Source organism: Cryobacterium frigoriphilum, from assembly GCF_004403305.1.
GTDB classification, from domain to species: Bacteria; Actinomycetota; Actinomycetes; order Actinomycetales; family Microbacteriaceae; genus Cryobacterium; species Cryobacterium frigoriphilum.
This window is the reverse complement of the sequence record NZ_SOHE01000060.1, coordinates 63,969-80,701: the sequence shown is the minus strand read 5'-3', so window position 1 is coordinate 80,701 and position 16,733 is coordinate 63,969. Positions and strand designations below refer to the sequence as shown.

Here is a 16,733-nt window from a genome sequence, read left to right as displayed (position 1 = left end):
GGAGGGCGCGATTCTGGCAGCGGATGCCGCGGCTGCGGCCGCGCACCTGACCCAGCACGGCAAGATCGACCAGGTCGACCTGCAGCTCGAGATGCAGCGCTCCTACCTCGATTACGCGATGAGCGTCATCGTCGGGCGTGCGCTGCCCGACGTGCGCGATGGCATGAAGCCCGTGCACCGCCGCGTGATCTACGCCATGTTCGACGGTGGCTACCGCCCCGACAAGGCGTTCTCGAAGTGCGCTCGTGTGGTCGGCGACGTGATGGGTCAGTTCCACCCGCACGGTGACTCCTCGATCTACGACGCCCTCGTGCGTCTCGTTCAGCCGTGGAGCCTGCGCTACCCGCTGGCTCTCGGCCAGGGCAACTTCGGCTCCCCCGGCAACGACGGCGCCGCCGCCCCCCGGTACACCGAAACCAAGATGGCCCCGCTCGCCCTGGAAATGGTGCGCGACATCGACGAAGACACCGTCGATTTTCAGGACAACTACGACGGCCGCACACTCGAACCGACCGTGCTGCCCGCCCGCTTCCCGAACCTGCTCGTCAATGGTTCCGTCGGCATCGCCGTGGGTATGGCCACCAACATTCCCCCGCACAACCTCCGTGAGGTCGCCGCCGGCGCCCAGTGGTATCTCGACAACCCCGACGCCACCCGCGACGAGCTGCTCGAAGCCCTGATCCTGCGCATCAAGGGACCCGACTTTCCCACCGGCGCCCAGATCCTCGGCGTCAAGGGTATCCAGGAGGCCTACCGCACGGGACGCGGCTCCATCACGATGCGCGCCGTCGTCAGCATCGAAGAGCTGCAGGGTCGCACCTGCCTCGTGATCACCGAGCTGCCGTACCAGGTCAACCCCGACAACCTCGCGATCAAGATCGCCGACCTCGTCAAAGACGCGAAGATCAGCGGTATCGCCGACATCCGCGACGAGACCTCCGGTCGTACCGGCCAGCGCCTCGTCATCGTGCTCAAGCGCGACGCGGTGCCGAAGGTCGTGCTCAACAACCTCTACAAGCACACCCCGCTGCAGGAAAACTTCGGCGCGAACATGCTCGCCATCGTCGACGGGGTGCCCCGCACTCTCGCCCTCGACGGCTTCATCAGCGCCTGGGTGGCGCACCAGATCGAGGTCATCGTTCGGCGCACCCAGTTCCGTCTGAAGAAGGCCGAGGCAGAGGCACACATTCTGCGCGGCTACCTGAAGGCGCTCGACGCCCTCGACGAGGTGATCGCGCTCATCCGTCGCTCGAATACCGTCGACGACGCCCGTGAAGGCCTGATGGACCTGCTGCAGGTCGACAAGCTGCAGGCCGACGCGATCCTCACCATGCAGCTGCGTCGCCTGGCCGCCCTCGAGCGTCAGAAGATCATCGACCAGGCCGCCGACCTCGAGCTGCAGATCGTCGAATTCAAGTCGATCCTCGCGAGCCCGGAACGTCAGCGCACGATCATCAAGGACGAGCTCGCCGAGATCACGAACAAGTTCGGCGATGACCGCCGCACCGAGATCATGATGGGCTACGACGGCGACATGTCGATCGAAGACCTCATTCCCGAAGAGGAAATGGTCGTCACCGTCACCCGTGGCGGCTACATCAAGCGCACCCGCAGCGACAACTACCGCAACCAGCACCGCGGCGGCAAGGGCGTCAAGGGCGCGCAGCTGCGCGCCGACGACGTGGTGGAGCACTTCTTCGTCACCACGACCCACCACTGGCTGTTGTTCTTCACCAACACCGGCCGGGTGTACCGTGCCAAGGCCTACGAGGCGCAGGAATCCGGGCGGGACGCCAAGGGCCAGCACGTCGCCAACCTGCTTGCCATGCAGCCGGGTGAAGAGATCGCCCAAATCCTCGACATCCGCGACTACGAGGTTGCCCAGTACCTCACGCTCGCCACCCGCGACGGCCTGATCAAGAAGACCGCACTGAGCGAATACGACACCAACCGCACCGGCGGCATCATCGCCATCAAGCTGCGTGAGGGCGACGAGCTCGTCTCCGCGCTGCTCGTCGACGACGACTCCGACCTCATGCTGGTCTCCCGTAAGGGCATGTCCATTCGCTTCACCGCGACCGACGAGGCCCTGCGCCCCATGGGCCGCAGCACCTCCGGGGTCATCGGCATGCACTTCCGCGGGGACGACACCCTGCTCGACGCCTCCGTGATCGCCGACGACGGATACGTGTTCGTCGTCACCGAGGGCGGCTACGCCAAGCGCACCGCGGCCGACCAGTACCGCCTGCAGAACCGCGGCGGCCTGGGCATCAAGGTCGCCAAGCTCAACGATGACCGAGGCGACCTCGTGGGGTCGCTCATCGTCGGCGAGCAGGACGAGGTTCTCGTGGTTCTGGCCAGTGGCAAGGTCATTCGTTCCAATGTTGCCGAGGTTCCGGCCAAGGGCCGGGATACCATGGGCGTGGTCTTTGCGAAGTTCGCGGACGAAGACCGCATCATTTCGATCGCGAAGAACATCGAACGCAATCTGGTCGTCGAAGAAGCAGACGGTACACCGGAAAGTGATTCGGGGAAAGTAGAATCGCCCAATGAGTAGCGTTGCAGAGAAACTAGCCAAGAAATCGACCCGTCAGACGTCGACCAAGCAGGTGCGTCTCAAACTGGTGTACGTCGACTTCTGGTCGAGCGTGAAGCTGTCGTTCCTGGTCGCCATCTGCCTGGCGATCGTCACGATCGTCGCCACCTTCCTGATCTTCACGGTGTTGAACCAGACCGGCATCTTTGCCAAGGCCGACGCCCTGTACACCGACATCGCGGGCAGTTCGTCGGATCTGACGAGCATTCTCTCGGTGGCCAACGTCATGGGCTTCGCGGTCGTCGTGGCGGTGCTGAACACGGTTGTGATCACCGCTCTGGGCGCGATCTACGCCGTTCTGTACAACCTGAGCGTCAAGATCACCGGCGGACTGCTCGTCGGCTTCACGAACAACTAGCGTGATCCTGTGGGCGTGGAGCGCCACTTTCGATGAAAGTGGCGCTCGATTTCAGGTTTCGCCCAGATTCAGGTAGTCTCTAATCTGCTCCACGGGGGGATATAGCTCAGTTGGTTAGAGCGCTTCACTGATAATGAAGAGGTCCCAGGTTCAAATCCCGGTATCCCCACGCAACATAGATTTGCCGCACGACCGTTCGTCTTCCCGCGTTACAGCCGGTGAAGAGTCGGGGCCATAGCTCAATTGGTAGAGCGCCTGCTTTGCAAGCAGGAGGTCCGGGGTTCGATTCCCCGTGGCTCCACAGATCGCTTCGAACAGCATCGCTTCGAACATTTCGCAGACATCGTCAGCTCGGCCCCTGGGTCGGGCTTTTTTTGGCTCTGCTCCGCCTGAACGACCGAAGGCCCGCATCCAACGGATGCGGGCCTTCGATAACGGATGTGGCGTGGTTTAGGCCTCGCGCACGGCCGCGTCGAGCTCGTCGTCGGCGACCCAGAGCTCGTCGTCGGCGCGGAAGGTCTGCCAGACGGCGTAGGCGACGCCCACAGCGGCGACCACGGCGAAACCGATCGCGAGGTACGACCCGACCCCGGGGCCCTTGGATTCGACGATGACGGGCTTCTGCAGGTGCAGACGGGTCAGGGCCGCGCGCACGCGCGCGTCACGGGCGACGTCACCGACGCTCATGACGGTGCCGATCGCGGTGCCGATTCCCGGCAGCACGTCGTGCACGACGCGGCGGCGCACACCATCGGCGAGGTCCTGCGTGGCGGTGACGCCGGGACGCAGGTAGTGCTCGTATCCCTCGCGAACGCGGGGGACAACTTCTTCACGGGTGAGCACGCTGGCCTGGTGGCCGGCTTCCCGGGCTACGGTGTTGGCGCGATCCAACACTTCCTGCTGGTGGCTCCACAGTTCGTCAGCGCTCTTGCGCAGGCGAATGAGTTCCTTGCGGCGCTTGCGTGACAGGCTCATCTGGACCCTCCATTGTAATCGTGTGGCGAATAACCCCATCCTGCCACTGAATCGACTGGGAGCGCTCTGAGTATCCGCGCGGGTCTTGCTGCCAAACGCTTTCCAAACAGGAACCAAAGTGTGCGTTGTGCAAGAATTGCAGCATGTCTAAGCACACTGCTGTCGCCACCCTGAACACCACCCTCGGACCGATCAAGGTCAACCTCTTCGGCAATCACGCGCCGAAGACCGTCAAGAACTTCGTGGGTCTGGCCACCGGTGAGATCGAGTGGAAGCACCCGGCCACGGGCGTCAAGTCGACCACTCCCCTCTACGACGGCACCGTGTTCCACCGCATCATCAAGGACTTCATGATTCAGGCCGGCGACCCGCTCGGCCAGGGCACCGGTGGCCCCGGCTACCAGTTCGACGACGAAATCAGCCCCGACCTCGACTTCACGCAGCCCTACGTGCTGGCCATGGCCAACGCCGGCCTGCAGGGTGGCCGCGGCACCAACGGCTCGCAGTTCTTCATCACCGTCGTCCCGACGACCTGGCTGCAGGGCAAGCACACCATCTTCGGCGCCGTCGAAGACGAGGCCTCGCGTGCCATCGTCGCGCAGCTCGCGACCGTCGCGACGGATGGCCGTGACCGGCCCCTGAAGGACGTCGTCATCGAGAGCGTCTCCGTCGAGTCCGTCTAGTCACACCCAGAACCCACACCTCAAGATGAGTGATCTGCCGACCTCGGGCGCCAATTCGTGTTACCGACACCCGGGTCGGCAGAGTTTCATTCTCTGCCAGCGCTGTGGCCGCACCATCTGCCCCGAATGCCAGACGCAGGGCGCCGTGGGCGTCATCTGCCCCGAGTGCATGAGTGAGCAGCGCAGGAACGCACCACGCACCAAGCCGGCGATTCTGACCCGGCTGACGGGCCAGGGTAAGCCCGCCGTCACCTTCGGCATCATCGGCATCACCCTCTTCGTCTACGCGCTGCAGTTCCTGCTCGGCAGTCAGATCACGAACCTGATGCTCTACGCCGGCGCCTACTCCTATCCCGGCAGCTTCGAGCCGTGGCGCATGCTCACGAGCGTGCTCGTTCACGGCTCGATCTTTCACGTGCTGCTCAATATGTACACGCTGTGGATCTTCGGCCAACTGCTTGAGCCCATGCTCGGCCGCTGGCGATTCCTTGCCCTGTACCTGCTCGGCGGTCTGGCCGGGTCACTCGGAGTGCTCTTCCTGTCCAATCCCGCCGTCGGCGTGGTGGGGGCTTCCGGAGCCATCTTCGGCCTCATGGGCGCGTTTCTGGTCATTCAGCGGCGCCTCGGCGGCAATGCCACGCAACTGCTCGTGCTCGTGGGCATCAACCTCGTGATCGGGTTTCTGCCCGGCCTCAATGTCTCGTGGCAGGCACACGTCGGCGGTCTGATCGGCGGGGCCATCATCGGGCTGATCTACGTGCAGACCCGGCGCATCCGTCACAAGTCACTGCAGACGCTGCTGATCGGCTCTGTCGCCGCGGTGCTGGTGGCGCTTTCGTGCTGGTTTCTGTTCGTCTGAGGCGGAACTCAATGCCCCGTTGGGCGAGTGTTAACGCCCTGTTCACGGGCCCGAAGTTATCCACAGGAGTTTCCACATGGGGATAATTACACCCGTGTAACTCGACTCAGCAAGGGGGGAAAAGCGCGCTCCCCAATTCGGGGGTGTGGCGTTCTAGCGCCAGCGAGTGGTCATCAGAAAGCCGATGAAGGCGATTCCGAAGCCCACGAGAATGTTCCACGAGCCGAGCGCCGGAATCGGCAGTTCGCTCTGGCTCCAGTAGAACACGATGATCCAGGCCAGGCCGAGAAGCATGAAACCGAACATGACCGGCTTGAACCAGACCGCGTTTGGCGCTTGCTCGCCCGAACGGACGACCGTTTCGCGGGCCGGCTTGGAATCGCGGTCGGACTTGGAGCGGGGATCGGTGCGTGCCATAGGTGCGATCTTACCTTTATCTGCTGCATGCACGGTCAGAGCGGATGCGGCACGGCATCGGGCGAGCACTCGGCCTGCGCCGGGCGCCGGCACAGCTGATTCTGGGCGTATCCGTGGGAGCCCGCCGTTAGACTCGAGCCATGACGGAACCGGCTGAGACCAGCGTCGCCCCTTCGCGGCGCGCGGAACGCCGAACCCGAACCCGACCTCGTTCTCGATCGAGTCTCTCGGTGATCGGTGTGCTGGGAGAGCTGCTCATCACGGCGGGGGTGCTCGTGATGCTGTTCCTCGGCTGGCAGCTCTGGTGGAACGACGCGATCATGGCGAAAGAGCAATCCAACGCCGCGAGTGAGATCAGCCAGGAATGGATCGAGCAGGACCGTCTGGCGCAGGCCGAAGCCGAGGCGGAGGCATCCGCCTCACCGGATCCCGACGATGACGGCGAGACGTCGAGTGCGACCGACTTTGGTGACCCGATCGTGGCGGCGGTCCCGGGCAATGCCGACGCCTTCGCGGTGCTCTACGTGCCCCGGTTTGGTGCCGATTACCACCGCACGGTCGCGGAGGGCACCGGCCACGACGTGCTCAACAGCACCCGGCTCGGCATCGGCCACTACCCCGGAACGCAGATGCCCGGCGAGGTGGGCAATTTCGCCGTCGCCGCACACCGCAGCGCCTACGGCGGCGGCATGCACCTGATCAACGAGCTGCAGCTGAACGATGCCATCTACGTGCAGACCGCCGACGGGTACTACACCTACCGCTACCGCGACATGGAGTACGTCTCCCCCTCGGTCGTCGAGGTCATCGCACCGGTGCCGAATGCACCGGATGCCGCGGCCGTCGACCGCCTCATTACCCTCACGAGCTGCAATCCCCTGCTCTCCACCGCCGAACGCATCATCGCGTACGGGGTCTTTGAGTCCTGGCAGCCGACCTCGGCCGGCGCCCCGACCGATCTCGCCCCCATCATTGCCGCGCAGGCCGCGGGATAGGACGTACCGATGTATCTTGCTCTCTGGCGCGTTCTGCCCGGGCCGCTCTGGCTGCGAATTCTGCTCGCGCTGCTCTTGCTGGTCGGCGCGCTCTATGCCCTCGCGACCTGGGTTTTTCCCTGGGTCGAACTGCTCGTCAACAATCAGGAAGCCACGGTGGGTAGTCCATGACCCGAATCCTTGTCATCGACAACTACGACAGTTTCGTGTACACCCTGAACGGGTACCTCAGGGAACTGGGCGCCGAAACCGACGTGCTGCGAAACGACGCGTTCGACGTCTCGGAGGCGAGTGAGCGCATCCGCCGCTATGACGGCGTGCTGCTCTCCCCCGGCCCGGGTGCGCCCGGGGACGCCGGGGTGTCGATCGCCCTCGTGCACGCCGCGCTGGAGGCCCAGGTGCCCCTGTTCGGCGTGTGCCTCGGCCACCAGGCCATTGCCGAGGCGTTTGGGGCGACGGTCACCAATGCCGCAGAGCTGATGCACGGCAAGACGAGCGTCATCAGGCACGACGACAGCCCGTTCTACGCCGGGGTGCCGCAGCCGTTCACGGCGACGCGGTACCACTCGCTCGCGGTGGTTGCCTCGACCGTGCCGAGCGAGCTGGTCGTGACCTCGGAGACCGACGACGGCGTGATCATGGGCCTGCGGCACGCCACGGCGCCCATTCTCGGCGTGCAGTTCCACCCCGAGTCGGTGCTGACCGAGGGCGGCTACCTCATGCTCGCGAACTGGCTCGCGCTCTGCGGCCTGCCGGAGGCCCAGACCACCGCGCAGGGCCTGCACCCGCTGCTGCGCCTGGCCTGAACGGGACAGCGGCTTCCGCGAGAGCGGGCGATTCGCCGGTCTGACGTCGTCAGAGCGACGACTCACCCGCTCTCGCGAGCAGGGTCAGGGCGGAGTCAGCCGGCGCAGTAGGTGAGAGTGATCACGGATCCCTGAGGCACGTCGCCGGGAGCGAGTGACTGGGTGGTGACCGGGGAGTTGGGTTCGGCGGCACAGCCCTGGTCGGGTTGCGGAACGCCCGAGAGGCCCAGATCGCTGCCCAGCAGCAGTTCGGTCGCGACACTCAGCGATTGACCGGTGAGGTCGGGCAGGGTCACCTGGCCGCTCGAGACCACGAAATTCACGGTCTGACCAACCTGTTCCTCGGTGTCGGCTTCGGGGTCGGTGCGCAGCACGACGTCGGCCCCGATCGTGGGTGAGTTCTCTGTGGTGACCGAGCCGGGAACCAGACCGGCCTCGGTGATGGCCGCCTGGGCATCCGCTATCGAACGGTTGGTGACGTCGGGAACATCGACGGGCTGCGCGCCCGTCGAGACGAACACCTTGATGACCTCTGAGGGATTGACGAGCGTACCGGCCGGGGGCTCCGTGCGGGTGACCTGGTCGACCGGAACGTCGGCGCTGGCCTCCTCGGCGCGAGTCGCCGGCAGGTCCAGGTCGATGAGGGTGTCCTGCGCCGTGTCGTAGCTCTGGCCGATCAGGGCGGGAACCGCCCGGGTGGTGTCGGGCAGGTTGTCGGAGGGGGTGAGGCTGTACACCCAGTACACGACGGCGAACACGATCACGATCACGCTCACGATGCCGGCCCACACCCAGATGACCGGGGGGCGGCGCTGGGTGCGCGCCATCGTCTGGTCTTCGGTGAGCTGCTTGAGCGCGAGCTCGGAACCGGATGCGACGAGCGGCGCCGAACCGAACAGTCCGCCACCGGCCTCTTCGACCGAACGGTGCACCGGCACGTTTCCGGCGCCCGCGGTCTCGACATCGGTGCGAAACTCGACGGCGCTCTGGTAGCGGCCAAACCGATCCTTCGTGAGGGCATGCGCAACGACGATGTCGAGTGCGGGTGACACCTTCGGGTTGAGCGAACTCGGCTTGACCGGGATCTCGCTCACGTGCTGATAGGCGACAGCGACCGGGGTATCGCCGCGGAACGGGGTGCGACCGGTCAGCATCTCAAAGAGCACGACGCCGGTGGAGTATAGGTCGGTGCGGGCATCGACGGACTCACCCTTGGCCTGCTCGGGCGAGAAGTACGAAGCGGTGCCGAGGATGGCGGTCGTCTGGGCGACGGTCGCCGACGAGTCGGAAATGGCCCTGGCGATGCCGAAATCCATCACCTTGACCTGGCCGGACTTGGTGATCATGATGTTGCCCGGCTTGATGTCGCGATGCACGACACCGGCCCGGTGGGAGTACTCGAGGGCGGTCAGCACGCCGTCGATGATGCGCACCGACTCCGTGGCGTCGATCGGACCCTCACGGATGATGTCCTTCAGCAGACGTCCGTCGACGTGCTCCATGACGATGAAGGGGATCTGCGTCTCGGTGCCGCTGTCGTCGGTGACCGTTTCCTCACCGGCGTCGAAGACACGCACGATGGTCGGGTGCGCCATGCGCGCGGCGGCCTGGGCCTCCTGGCGAAAACGCGTGCGGAAGGCCGGATCAACGGCGAGGGTGGACTTCAGAAGCTTAATCGCGACGGTTCGGCCCAAACGGGAGTCGGTGCCGACGTGCACGTCAGACATGCCGCCGCGTCCGATTAGGGCACCGATCCGGTAACGACCGGCCAGCAAACGGCCATCCTCAGACAATGCAACTCTCCCCGCGCTCAACCGAACACTGCCTCAACACACAGTGATCGATAGTTTAGCGAACCTTCCCTGTGTAGCCGCGTATTGTGTGGCCGCCTGACTACGCGGTCGGGGTGGGTGTCGGGGTCGCGGCCGGCGACGGTACGGCGGCAACGGTGACCGTCGCGGCCGGAGAATACTCGGAACCGACCTGGCCGCAGAAGAAGCGGAACTTGACCGTGAACGTCGAGCTGCCCGCGGTGACCGTGGCCGAGTTGGAGTCGGCACCCGAGGGGGCCGGCGACGACGTGCCGCCGCCCTCGGCGAGAACCTCATAGCCGGACAGCGTCTGCCCGCTCGGGCAGCTCTGGTCGGTCCAGGTCACGGTGACGGCCGTTCCGGGCGTCGTGGCGGCGGGGGCAACGGTCGGTGCGGCACCCGGTGTGGTCGGGGCCACGATCTCGGCGTAGACCTTGACGGTGATCGTTGCGTTCTTCTGCACCGGTCCGGTCGGGTTGACCGAGTACACCTTGTCCACGTCGTCGCCCGTCGTGGCGGCATTACCGGGTTCGATATTCGCGACGAGCGCCATACCCTCGAGCTTGGCGCGCGCATCCGCGCTCGACAGGCCGATGAAGTCGGCCTGCGTCACGGTGACCGTGTTCGGAGTGGGAGTCGGCGACGCGGTGGTCGGCTTGGGGGTTGGCGTGCTGCTCGGGGTGGCCGAGGCCGACGTCGGCACGGGCGCGGGAGTCTCGTTGTTCTGCGTGACGAGGGCGATCAGCGTGCCGGTCAGCACAATGGCGAGCAGGGCGATCAGGGCCACGAGCGGCCAGGTCCACGGGCTGCGCTTTTTCTTCTTGCCCTCGGCGTCGGCGGAGGTATCGGTGCGGGACCCCACAATTGCGGCCGGCATGATGGTGGTGGCGTCGTTGTTGCCGGCACCGGGCATCAGCATGGTTGCGGCGGTGGCCGTGGTGCCGTCGAGGATGGCCGGCACGGCGGCGGCGGCGGCGGCCACGTCTCCGCGGCGCAAAGCGGATGCGGCGCGCGCGAGGTGCGCGGCCGAGGCCGGCCGGTCGGCCGGGTTCTTCGCGAGGCACGCGAAGACGAGGTTGCGCACGGGCTCGGAGATGGTGTCGGGCAGGTCGGGCGCGATCTCGTTGATCTGCGCCATCGCAATGGCGACCTGCGACTCGCCCGTGAACGGACGACGCCCGGCCAGCGACTCGTAGGCGACGATACCGATCGAGTAGATGTCGGTGGTCGGCGAGGCGGGGTGGCCGCTCGCCTGCTCGGGCGAAAGGTACTGCACGGTGCCCATGACCTGGCCGGTCGCGGTGAGCGGAACCTGATCGGCGATGCGCGCGATGCCGAAGTCGGTGATCTTGACGCGACCTTCGGGCGTGATCAGCAGGTTGCCCGGCTTGATGTCACGGTGAACGAGGCCGGCGGCGTGCGCGGCGTGCAGGGCCGCCGAGGTCTGCGCGACGATGTCGAGCACCTTGTCGGTCGGCAGGGTGTGCTCTCGCTCGAGGATCGTGGAGAGGGCCTCGCCGGGCACCAGCTCCATCACGAGAAAGGCGCTGCCGTCTTCCTCTCCATAGTCGAAGACGTTGGCGATGCCTTCGTGGTTGACGAGGGCGGCGTGGCGGGCCTCGGCGCGGAAGCGCTCGAGAAAACCGGGGTCACCGAGATACTCGTCTTTCAGGATCTTGATGGCGACCGTACGACCAATAACGAGGTCGGTGGACTTCCACACTTCGCCCATGCCTCCGATGGCGATCCGCGATTGCAGCTCGTATCGTCCCCCGAAGGTGAGCCCTGTAGTGGGTCTCATTTATTTAGCACCGCCTCTAGTACCTGTTGTGCGATTGGTGCGGCAAGTAGATTACCGAACCCGGTCTGGCCCATTCCCCCGCCGTCCTCAACGAGAACGGAGATTGCGTAGTCCGGGTCTTCCGCCGGAGCAAAACCGGTAAACCACAGGGTGTACGGGTCTGTCGAACCGTTCTGTGCTGTGCCTGTCTTGCCCGCCACGTTGACCCCGTCTATTCTCGCATTGCTCGCGGCACCCGTCTGAACACCATTGACCATCATCTCGGTGAGGGTGGCCGCCGTTTCGGCGCTCATCACCCGGCCGAACTCCTGGGGTTCGAAGGCGCTGATCGAACTCAGGTTGGGAGCCAGAATCTCTTCGACGACGTTGGGCTGCATCACCACACCCTTGTTGGCGATTGCGCCCGACACCATGGCCATCTGCAGAGGCGTTGCCTGCACCTCATACTGGCCGAACGCGGTCTGCGCGGTGAAGGCGTCGTCAAGCCCGCCCTCGGGATAGATGCTCGCCGTGACATCCATCGGGATCTGGAATTCACTGTTGAAACCGAACTTCTTCGCGGTCTCGAGAATGGCGGCGTCGCCCAACTGCACGCCGAGCTCGGCGAACGGTACGTTGCACGAGAGGCGCAGGGCCGTCGCGAGGGTCACCGTGTCGCCGCCGCCGCAGGTGTTGCCGCCGGAGTTCTCGATCTCGCTCGTGGTGCCGGGTGCGATGTAGGTCTGCAGGTTGGGGAAGGTGCTGTCCGGGGTGAAATCGCCCGACTCGAGGGCGGCCGTGGTGACGACGAGCTTGAAGACCGAGCCGGGAGGGTTCAGCGAGTTGATGGCGCGGTCAATGAGCGGGTCACCCGCATCGTTGACGAGGGCGTCGTAGGCCTCGGTCACGGCGGCGTTGTCGTGCACGGTCAGCCGGTTCGGATCGTAGCTCGGCTTGGAGACCATCGCCAGGATGCGGCCGGTGGCGGGCTCGGTGACGACGACCGACCCGGTCTGGTCGCCGAGGGCGTCCCAGGCGGCCTGCTGGGCGACCGGATCGATGGTGATCTCGACGGCCGCACCCTTGGGCGTTGCCCCGGTCACGATGTCGCTGATCTTGTCGAAGAACTGCGAGTTGCTGGTTCCGGTCAGTTCGCTGTTCAGGGCGAACTCGAGGCCGGTCGGGGCGCCGTTGATCGGAATAAAGCCGGTGACGGATGCGTAGAGCGGCCCGTTCGCGTAGGTGCGCAGGTACTTGAAGTTGTCGTCGGCCGGCACTGACTGGGCGATCGGGTCGCCGTCGACGAGAATCGCGCCGCGCTCAACGGAGTAGCTGTCGTAGAGCGTGCGGGTGTTGCGGGGATCGGCGTTGAGGCTTTCGGCCTCGAAGGCCTGCACGATCGACGTGGAGCTGAGCAGCGCGATGAACATGAGCATCACGACGATGCTCACGCGCTTGAGTTCGCGATTCATTAGACCACCAGCCGGGGTTGGTTGCGCACGGTGTCGGACAGGCGCAGCAGCAGGGCGACGATGATCCAGTTGGCGATGAGGGAGGAGCCACCGGCGGCGAGGAAGGGTGTGGTGAGTCCGGTCAGCGGGATGACCCGAGTGACGCCGCCGATGACGATGAAGCACTGCAGGGCGATGACGAAGGCGAGGCCCACGGCGAGCAGCTTGCCGAAGTCGTCCTGCCCGGCGAAGCCGATGCGGAAGCCGCGGGCAACGAGCAGCAGGTACAGGGCGAGGATGGCGAACAGGCCGGCCAGGCCGAGCTCCTCACCCAGACTCGCGATGATGTAGTCACTCTGCGGCACCGGCGTGATCTCGGGGCGGCCCTGGCCCCAGCCGGTTCCGAGCAGCCCGCCCTTGGCCAGGCCGAACAGCCCCTGCACGAGCTGAAAGCTGCCGCCCCTGGCTTCGTAGACGGCCGGGTTGAGTGCGTCGAGCCAGTTGGTGAAGCGGCCGTTGACGTACTGCAGGGTCTGGCTGGCGAGCACGGCGCCGCCGAGGAACAGGCCGACCCCGAGGATGACCCAGCTCATGCGGGCCGTCGCGAGATACAGCATCACCAGGAACAGTCCGAAGTACAGCAGCGCGGTGCCGAGGTCGCGCTGGAAGATGATGACCGACATCGACAGGGCCCACACCACGAGGATCGGCCCGAGGTCACGCAGACGCGGAAACCGCATGCCGAGGAACTTCTTGCCGACCGTGGCGAGACTGTCGCGGTTGCGCACGAGGTAGCCGGCGAAGAACACGGCAAGGGCGATCTTGGCTATTTCACCGGGCTGGAAGGTCGCGAACGATCCCATGCTGATCCAGACGCGCGCGCCGCTGATCTCCCGGCCGAGGCCGGGCACGAGGGGCAGCAGCAGCAGCAGCACGCCGAGAAAACCGAAGATGTAGGTGTAGCGAAAGAGCACGCGGTGGTTGCGGATGATCAGCAGCACGGCGATGGCGCAGGCGATCGCGAGACCACTCCAGGCGGTCTGCCGCACGGCGGCGCTCTCCCATCCGCTTTCCTGGTTGGCGATGTCGATGCGGTAGATCATCGCGATGCCGAGTCCGTTGAGCAGGGTGGCGATCGGCAGAATGAAGGGATCGGCCTCGCGGGCCACGAACCGCAGCACGAAGTGGAGCGCGATCACCAGCACCGACAGGGTCACGCCGAGGTAGAGCAGGGTGGTGTCGATCGCGCCGAGCGCGCCGAGTTGCACGAGCACGACGGCACTCGCGTTGATGCCGCAGGCAATGAGCAGCAGGAACAGCTCGAGGTGGCGCATCTTCTGCGGCACACGCACTTTCGGGCCAGGGTCGGCGGGAATGGCGCTGGTGGCGGCGGTGTTCAGGGTCACGGCGTCTACTCGCTGCTCGAATTGTTCAGTCGCTCGACGATTTTCATGGCATCGCCCAGCGAGGTGGCGCTGATGGTCTGTTCCACCAACTGGCGGTCGTAGACGCGCAGGGCGGAGAGCTCCAGGTTGGTGTCCTCGTAGACGCTCGACAGCTTGATCGGGCCGAGGTCTTGCTGCACACCCTGGTAGATGGCGACCGTGGTGCCCTCGACGCCGACGAAGTAGCGGGTCTGGGTCCACTGGTAGCCGAGAAACCCGGCGCCGATGATCGATGCGGTCAGCAAGATTATGGCAACGAGCCAGGTGGCCTTGCGGCGGCGGGCGCGGCGGGCATCCTCTTCGATGAGTTCGGACAGGTAATCCTGGGAGTCGGGCTCGAAGTGCGCCTCGCGCACGGGGTGCAGCCGCAGGGCGGGCAGGCGCAGGGCGCGCACCCGGCCGGGTTCCTCCCCGAAGGCGAGCGGATTCGCCGCCGAACCGACGATGGTCGGGCTGTCGGTGCGGGCCACGCCCTCACCGACGTCGACGATCACCACGGTGACGTTGTCGGGGGCGCCGCCGTCGAGGCTTTCCTTCACGAGGCGATCGGCGACATCCGTCGCGCTGAGGCCGCTCGAGAGGGCGTTCGCGATACCGGTGAAGGACACGACGCCGGTGAGGCCGTCGGAGCAGAGCAGCCAGCGGTCACCGTCGAGGGTCGCGAGGATCGAGGTGTCAACCTCGGGGGAGGACTCCACGTCGCCGAGCACGCGCATCAGCACGGAACGGCGGGGGTGCACGGCCGCTTCGGCCTCGGTGATGCGGCCACTGTCGACGAGCCGCTGCACGAAGGTGTGGTCGGTGGTGATCTGCGACAGTTCGCCGTCGCGCAGCAGGTAGATGCGGGAATCACCGATGTGGGCGATCGCGACCTCGTTCTCGAGCACAACGATCGCGCTCACGGTCGTGCCCATGCCGGTCAGCTCGGCGTGTTCGAAGACCGTCTCGGCGAGCTCGGAGTTCGCGGCAACGAGGGCGGCGCGCAGCGCGAACTCGGCCTCCTGCGCGGACAGGTAGCGGGTGTCGGCCTCGATGATGCGCTTCGTCGCAATCGACGATGCCACGTCACCGCCGGCATGTCCGCCCATGCCGTCGGCGACCACAAACAGGCTGTGCCCGGCATAGCCGGAGTCCTGGTTGTTCGCGCGCACCTTGCCCACGTGGGACGCGGCGGCGCTGTGGCTCACTGTCGCCATGCAGCTACCGCCGCAGCTCGAAGCTGGTCGCGCCAATTTTGATGGTGGCGTTCAGGGGCACGGGGGTCGGGATGGCGACCCGGCTGCCGGCGAGGAAGGTGCCGTTGGTGGAGTCGAGGTCCTGGATCATCCACTCCTCGTTCCACAGCATCAGCCGGGCGTGATGGGTGGAGGTGTAATCGTCACGGATGACGAGGCTGGAGTCGTTGGAACGGCCGATGGTGATCGACTCGGTCGTCAGCGGAAACTCGACGCCGGCCTTGGGGCCGCTCGTGATCACGAGGCGGGTGGCGTTCTGCGCGGTGGCGCGTTCGCCGACGCTGCTCGGCGGGGTCGGGGCGGCGGAGGCACGGGCCGCCGCGGCGGGGGCAGCGGATGCCGCGGCGAAGGCGGCCGCCGGAACGGGCGTGGCGGGGGCATCCGTCTTCATCTTGCGCACTCGCTGGCCGAAGAGGTCGCTGCGCAGGGCGTAGACGATGCCGAAGATGAACAGCCAGAGCAGCAGCAGAAAGCCGAGGCGCAGCACAAGCAGGGTCAGTTCACTGGGACTCATTTTGCTGGCCCCCAGAATCCGCCCATGTCGTGGCGATCCGACGCGTTGTCGGGGCGCGCGCCGGACTGCGGCCGGGCGCTCTGCTCAACGAGTCGAAAGAGGATGCGGGTGCGCCCGATGGTCACGACAGACCCGTTCTCGAGGGTGGCCTGACTCACCGGGGAGCCGTTGAGCTGGGAGCCATTGGTGGAGCCGAGGTCGCGCACCTGGGCATGGGCGCCGTCCCAGAGAATTTCGACGTGCTGGCGGGAGGTGCCGGTGTCGTCGACGGTGATGTCGGCATCGCTGCCGCGGCCGATGACGGTGCGGGTCTTGACCAGCGGGTACTGCTTGCCGGCGATGTCCAGGATGGGGGTGCTGGCGGCCGGGGCGGCTCGAGGCCGCGCGGCGGCTGGGGCGCTCGAGGGGCGACTGTCGCCGCCCTTCGTCGTGCTCGAGTCAACCTGTACGAGGCCCTCGGTGAGGCTGGGATCTTCGTTGATCGTGATGTCGAGGCCGCCGGCGAATTGATATCGCTGCTCGGTGGCGTAGGCCTGTACGAGATCGGTGAGCTCGTCGATGAGCGTCGAACCGAGTGCGGACATGCGCACGTAGTCGGGGTGGGCCATGCGCACCGTGAAGCGATTGGGCGCGAGGATGCGTTCCCGCGAGACGACCGCGGCTTTCGTGTCCAGCTCGCGTCGCAGCGCGGAGGTAATCTCCACCGGCTGCAGCCCTGAGCGAAAGGTCTTGGCGAACGCGCCGTTAACGACACGCTCAAGGCCTTTCTCGAAGCTATCTAAAATGCCCACAGGTCTCCCGATCCGTA

Annotated in this window: 16 protein-coding genes and 2 tRNA genes; 9 read left to right on the top strand and 9 right to left on the bottom strand. The window is 65.8% G+C overall.

The window, feature by feature from the left end:
• Positions 1-13: 13 nt before the first annotated feature.
• The 4 genes from gyrA (at position 14) to E3T55_RS14460 (ending at position 3,255) form a co-directional block, all read left to right on the top strand.
• A complete protein-coding gene (gene gyrA / locus E3T55_RS14475; RefSeq protein ID WP_241993088.1) occupies positions 14-2,557 on the top strand; it encodes a DNA gyrase subunit A in 2,544 nt (847 codons plus the stop codon).
• Positions 2,550-2,954: a DUF3566 domain-containing protein gene (locus E3T55_RS14470; RefSeq protein ID WP_134520267.1), complete on the top strand. Its 405-nt coding sequence runs from the start codon at positions 2,550-2,552 to the stop codon at positions 2,952-2,954. The genes gyrA and E3T55_RS14470 overlap by 8 nt, the downstream gene beginning before the upstream one ends.
• A 95-nt stretch (positions 2,955-3,049) precedes the next feature.
• Positions 3,050-3,123: transfer RNA gene (locus tag E3T55_RS14465), tRNA-Ile, on the top strand.
• A 59-nt stretch (positions 3,124-3,182) separates the two neighbouring features.
• Positions 3,183-3,255, top strand: a tRNA-Ala gene (locus tag E3T55_RS14460).
• A gap of 149 nt (positions 3,256-3,404) precedes the next feature.
• On the opposite strand, the gene E3T55_RS14455 is transcribed toward E3T55_RS14460, so the two are convergent.
• Complete coding sequence (locus tag E3T55_RS14455) at positions 3,405-3,929, bottom strand: hypothetical protein (protein ID WP_134520266.1); 525 nt, start codon at positions 3,927-3,929, stop codon at positions 3,405-3,407.
• Positions 3,930-4,072: 143 nt separating this feature from the next.
• Here E3T55_RS14455 and E3T55_RS14450 point away from each other — a divergent pair, with 143 nt between their 5' ends.
• Both E3T55_RS14450 and E3T55_RS14445 read left to right on the top strand, forming a co-directional pair.
• Complete coding sequence (locus E3T55_RS14450; RefSeq protein WP_119975778.1) at positions 4,073-4,612, top strand: peptidylprolyl isomerase; 540 nt, start codon at positions 4,073-4,075, stop codon at positions 4,610-4,612.
• 25 nt (positions 4,613-4,637) lie between these two features.
• Complete coding sequence (locus E3T55_RS14445) at positions 4,638-5,471, top strand: rhomboid family intramembrane serine protease (protein ID WP_134520265.1); 834 nt, start codon at positions 4,638-4,640, stop codon at positions 5,469-5,471.
• A 153-nt stretch (positions 5,472-5,624) separates the two neighbouring features.
• On the opposite strand, the gene E3T55_RS14440 is transcribed toward E3T55_RS14445, so the two are convergent.
• Positions 5,625-5,888 (bottom strand): cell division protein CrgA, encoded by a 264-nt coding sequence (locus tag E3T55_RS14440; protein WP_134520264.1) that lies wholly within the window; start codon positions 5,886-5,888, stop codon positions 5,625-5,627.
• Between the two features lie 230 nt (positions 5,889-6,118).
• On the opposite strand from E3T55_RS14440, the gene E3T55_RS14435 reads away from it, so the two are divergent.
• The 3 genes from E3T55_RS14435 to E3T55_RS14430 are packed head-to-tail and all read left to right on the top strand — an operon-like array spanning position 6,119 to position 7,689.
• A complete protein-coding gene (locus tag E3T55_RS14435) occupies positions 6,119-6,883 on the top strand; it encodes a class E sortase (protein WP_241993075.1) in 765 nt (254 codons plus the stop codon).
• Positions 6,884-6,892: 9 nt separating this feature from the next.
• Positions 6,893-7,054 (top strand): hypothetical protein, encoded by a 162-nt coding sequence (locus tag E3T55_RS20310; RefSeq protein ID WP_166791799.1) that lies wholly within the window; start codon positions 6,893-6,895, stop codon positions 7,052-7,054.
• On the top strand, positions 7,051-7,689 hold the full coding sequence (locus tag E3T55_RS14430) for an aminodeoxychorismate/anthranilate synthase component II (RefSeq protein ID WP_134520262.1): 639 nt from the start codon (positions 7,051-7,053) through the stop codon (positions 7,687-7,689). The genes E3T55_RS20310 and E3T55_RS14430 overlap by 4 nt, the downstream gene beginning before the upstream one ends.
• Before the next feature lie 95 nt (positions 7,690-7,784).
• On the opposite strand, the gene pknB is transcribed toward E3T55_RS14430, so the two are convergent.
• From pknB to E3T55_RS14395, 7 genes are all read right to left on the bottom strand, one after another.
• Positions 7,785-9,482 carry a Stk1 family PASTA domain-containing Ser/Thr kinase gene (gene pknB, locus E3T55_RS14425; protein ID WP_134520261.1) on the bottom strand — a complete coding sequence of 566 codons (1,698 nt, stop codon included), beginning with the start codon at positions 9,480-9,482 and terminating at the stop codon, positions 7,785-7,787.
• A 100-nt stretch (positions 9,483-9,582) separates the two neighbouring features.
• Entirely contained in the window at positions 9,583-11,301 is a 1,719-nt protein-coding gene (locus E3T55_RS14420; protein WP_134520260.1) for a protein kinase domain-containing protein, read from the bottom strand.
• Positions 11,298-12,752, bottom strand: coding sequence for a peptidoglycan D,D-transpeptidase FtsI family protein (locus E3T55_RS14415; protein ID WP_134520259.1), 1,455 nt, complete (start codon positions 12,750-12,752; stop codon positions 11,298-11,300). The genes E3T55_RS14420 and E3T55_RS14415 overlap by 4 nt, the downstream gene beginning before the upstream one ends.
• A complete protein-coding gene (locus E3T55_RS14410) occupies positions 12,752-14,065 on the bottom strand; it encodes an FtsW/RodA/SpoVE family cell cycle protein (RefSeq protein WP_134520393.1) in 1,314 nt (437 codons plus the stop codon). Before E3T55_RS14410 ends, E3T55_RS14415 begins: the two co-directional genes overlap by 1 nt.
• 77 nt (positions 14,066-14,142) lie before the next feature.
• The gene (locus E3T55_RS14405; protein WP_134520258.1) at positions 14,143-15,372 is read right to left on the bottom strand and encodes a protein phosphatase 2C domain-containing protein; all 1,230 of its coding nucleotides are present in this window, start codon (positions 15,370-15,372) and stop codon (positions 14,143-14,145) included.
• 4 nt (positions 15,373-15,376) lie between these two features.
• Positions 15,377-15,925 carry an FHA domain-containing protein FhaB/FipA gene (locus E3T55_RS14400; protein WP_134520257.1) on the bottom strand — a complete coding sequence of 183 codons (549 nt, stop codon included), beginning with the start codon at positions 15,923-15,925 and terminating at the stop codon, positions 15,377-15,379.
• On the bottom strand, positions 15,922-16,716 hold the full coding sequence (locus E3T55_RS14395; protein ID WP_134520256.1) for an FhaA domain-containing protein: 795 nt from the start codon (positions 16,714-16,716) through the stop codon (positions 15,922-15,924). The genes E3T55_RS14400 and E3T55_RS14395 overlap by 4 nt, the downstream gene beginning before the upstream one ends.
• Positions 16,717-16,733 lie beyond the last annotated feature (17 nt).

Bases quoted from the DNA above. Each gene is read 5' to 3' on its own strand.
- E3T55_RS14470 (WP_134520267.1), top strand. From the start codon at position 2,550: ATGAGTAGCGTTGCAGAGAAACTAGCCAAGAAATCGACCCGTCAGACG.
- E3T55_RS14400 (WP_134520257.1), bottom strand. From the start codon at position 15,925: ATGAGTCCCAGTGAACTGACCCTGCTTGTGCTGCGCCTCGGCTTTCTG.
- E3T55_RS14445 (WP_134520265.1), top strand. From the start codon at position 4,638: ATGAGTGATCTGCCGACCTCGGGCGCCAATTCGTGTTACCGACACCCG.
- E3T55_RS14455 (WP_134520266.1), bottom strand. From the start codon at position 3,929: ATGAGCCTGTCACGCAAGCGCCGCAAGGAACTCATTCGCCTGCGCAAG.
- E3T55_RS14415 (WP_134520259.1), bottom strand. From the start codon at position 12,752: ATGAATCGCGAACTCAAGCGCGTGAGCATCGTCGTGATGCTCATGTTC.
- E3T55_RS20310 (WP_166791799.1), top strand. From the start codon at position 6,893: ATGTATCTTGCTCTCTGGCGCGTTCTGCCCGGGCCGCTCTGGCTGCGA.
- E3T55_RS14405 (WP_134520258.1), bottom strand. From the start codon at position 15,372: ATGGCGACAGTGAGCCACAGCGCCGCCGCGTCCCACGTGGGCAAGGTG.
- E3T55_RS14410 (WP_134520393.1), bottom strand. From the start codon at position 14,065: ATGCGCCACCTCGAGCTGTTCCTGCTGCTCATTGCCTGCGGCATCAAC.
- E3T55_RS14440 (WP_134520264.1), bottom strand. From the start codon at position 5,888: ATGGCACGCACCGATCCCCGCTCCAAGTCCGACCGCGATTCCAAGCCG.
- E3T55_RS14430 (WP_134520262.1), top strand. From the start codon at position 7,051: ATGACCCGAATCCTTGTCATCGACAACTACGACAGTTTCGTGTACACC.
- E3T55_RS14450 (WP_119975778.1), top strand. From the start codon at position 4,073: ATGTCTAAGCACACTGCTGTCGCCACCCTGAACACCACCCTCGGACCG.
- E3T55_RS14420 (WP_134520260.1), bottom strand. From the start codon at position 11,301: ATGAGACCCACTACAGGGCTCACCTTCGGGGGACGATACGAGCTGCAA.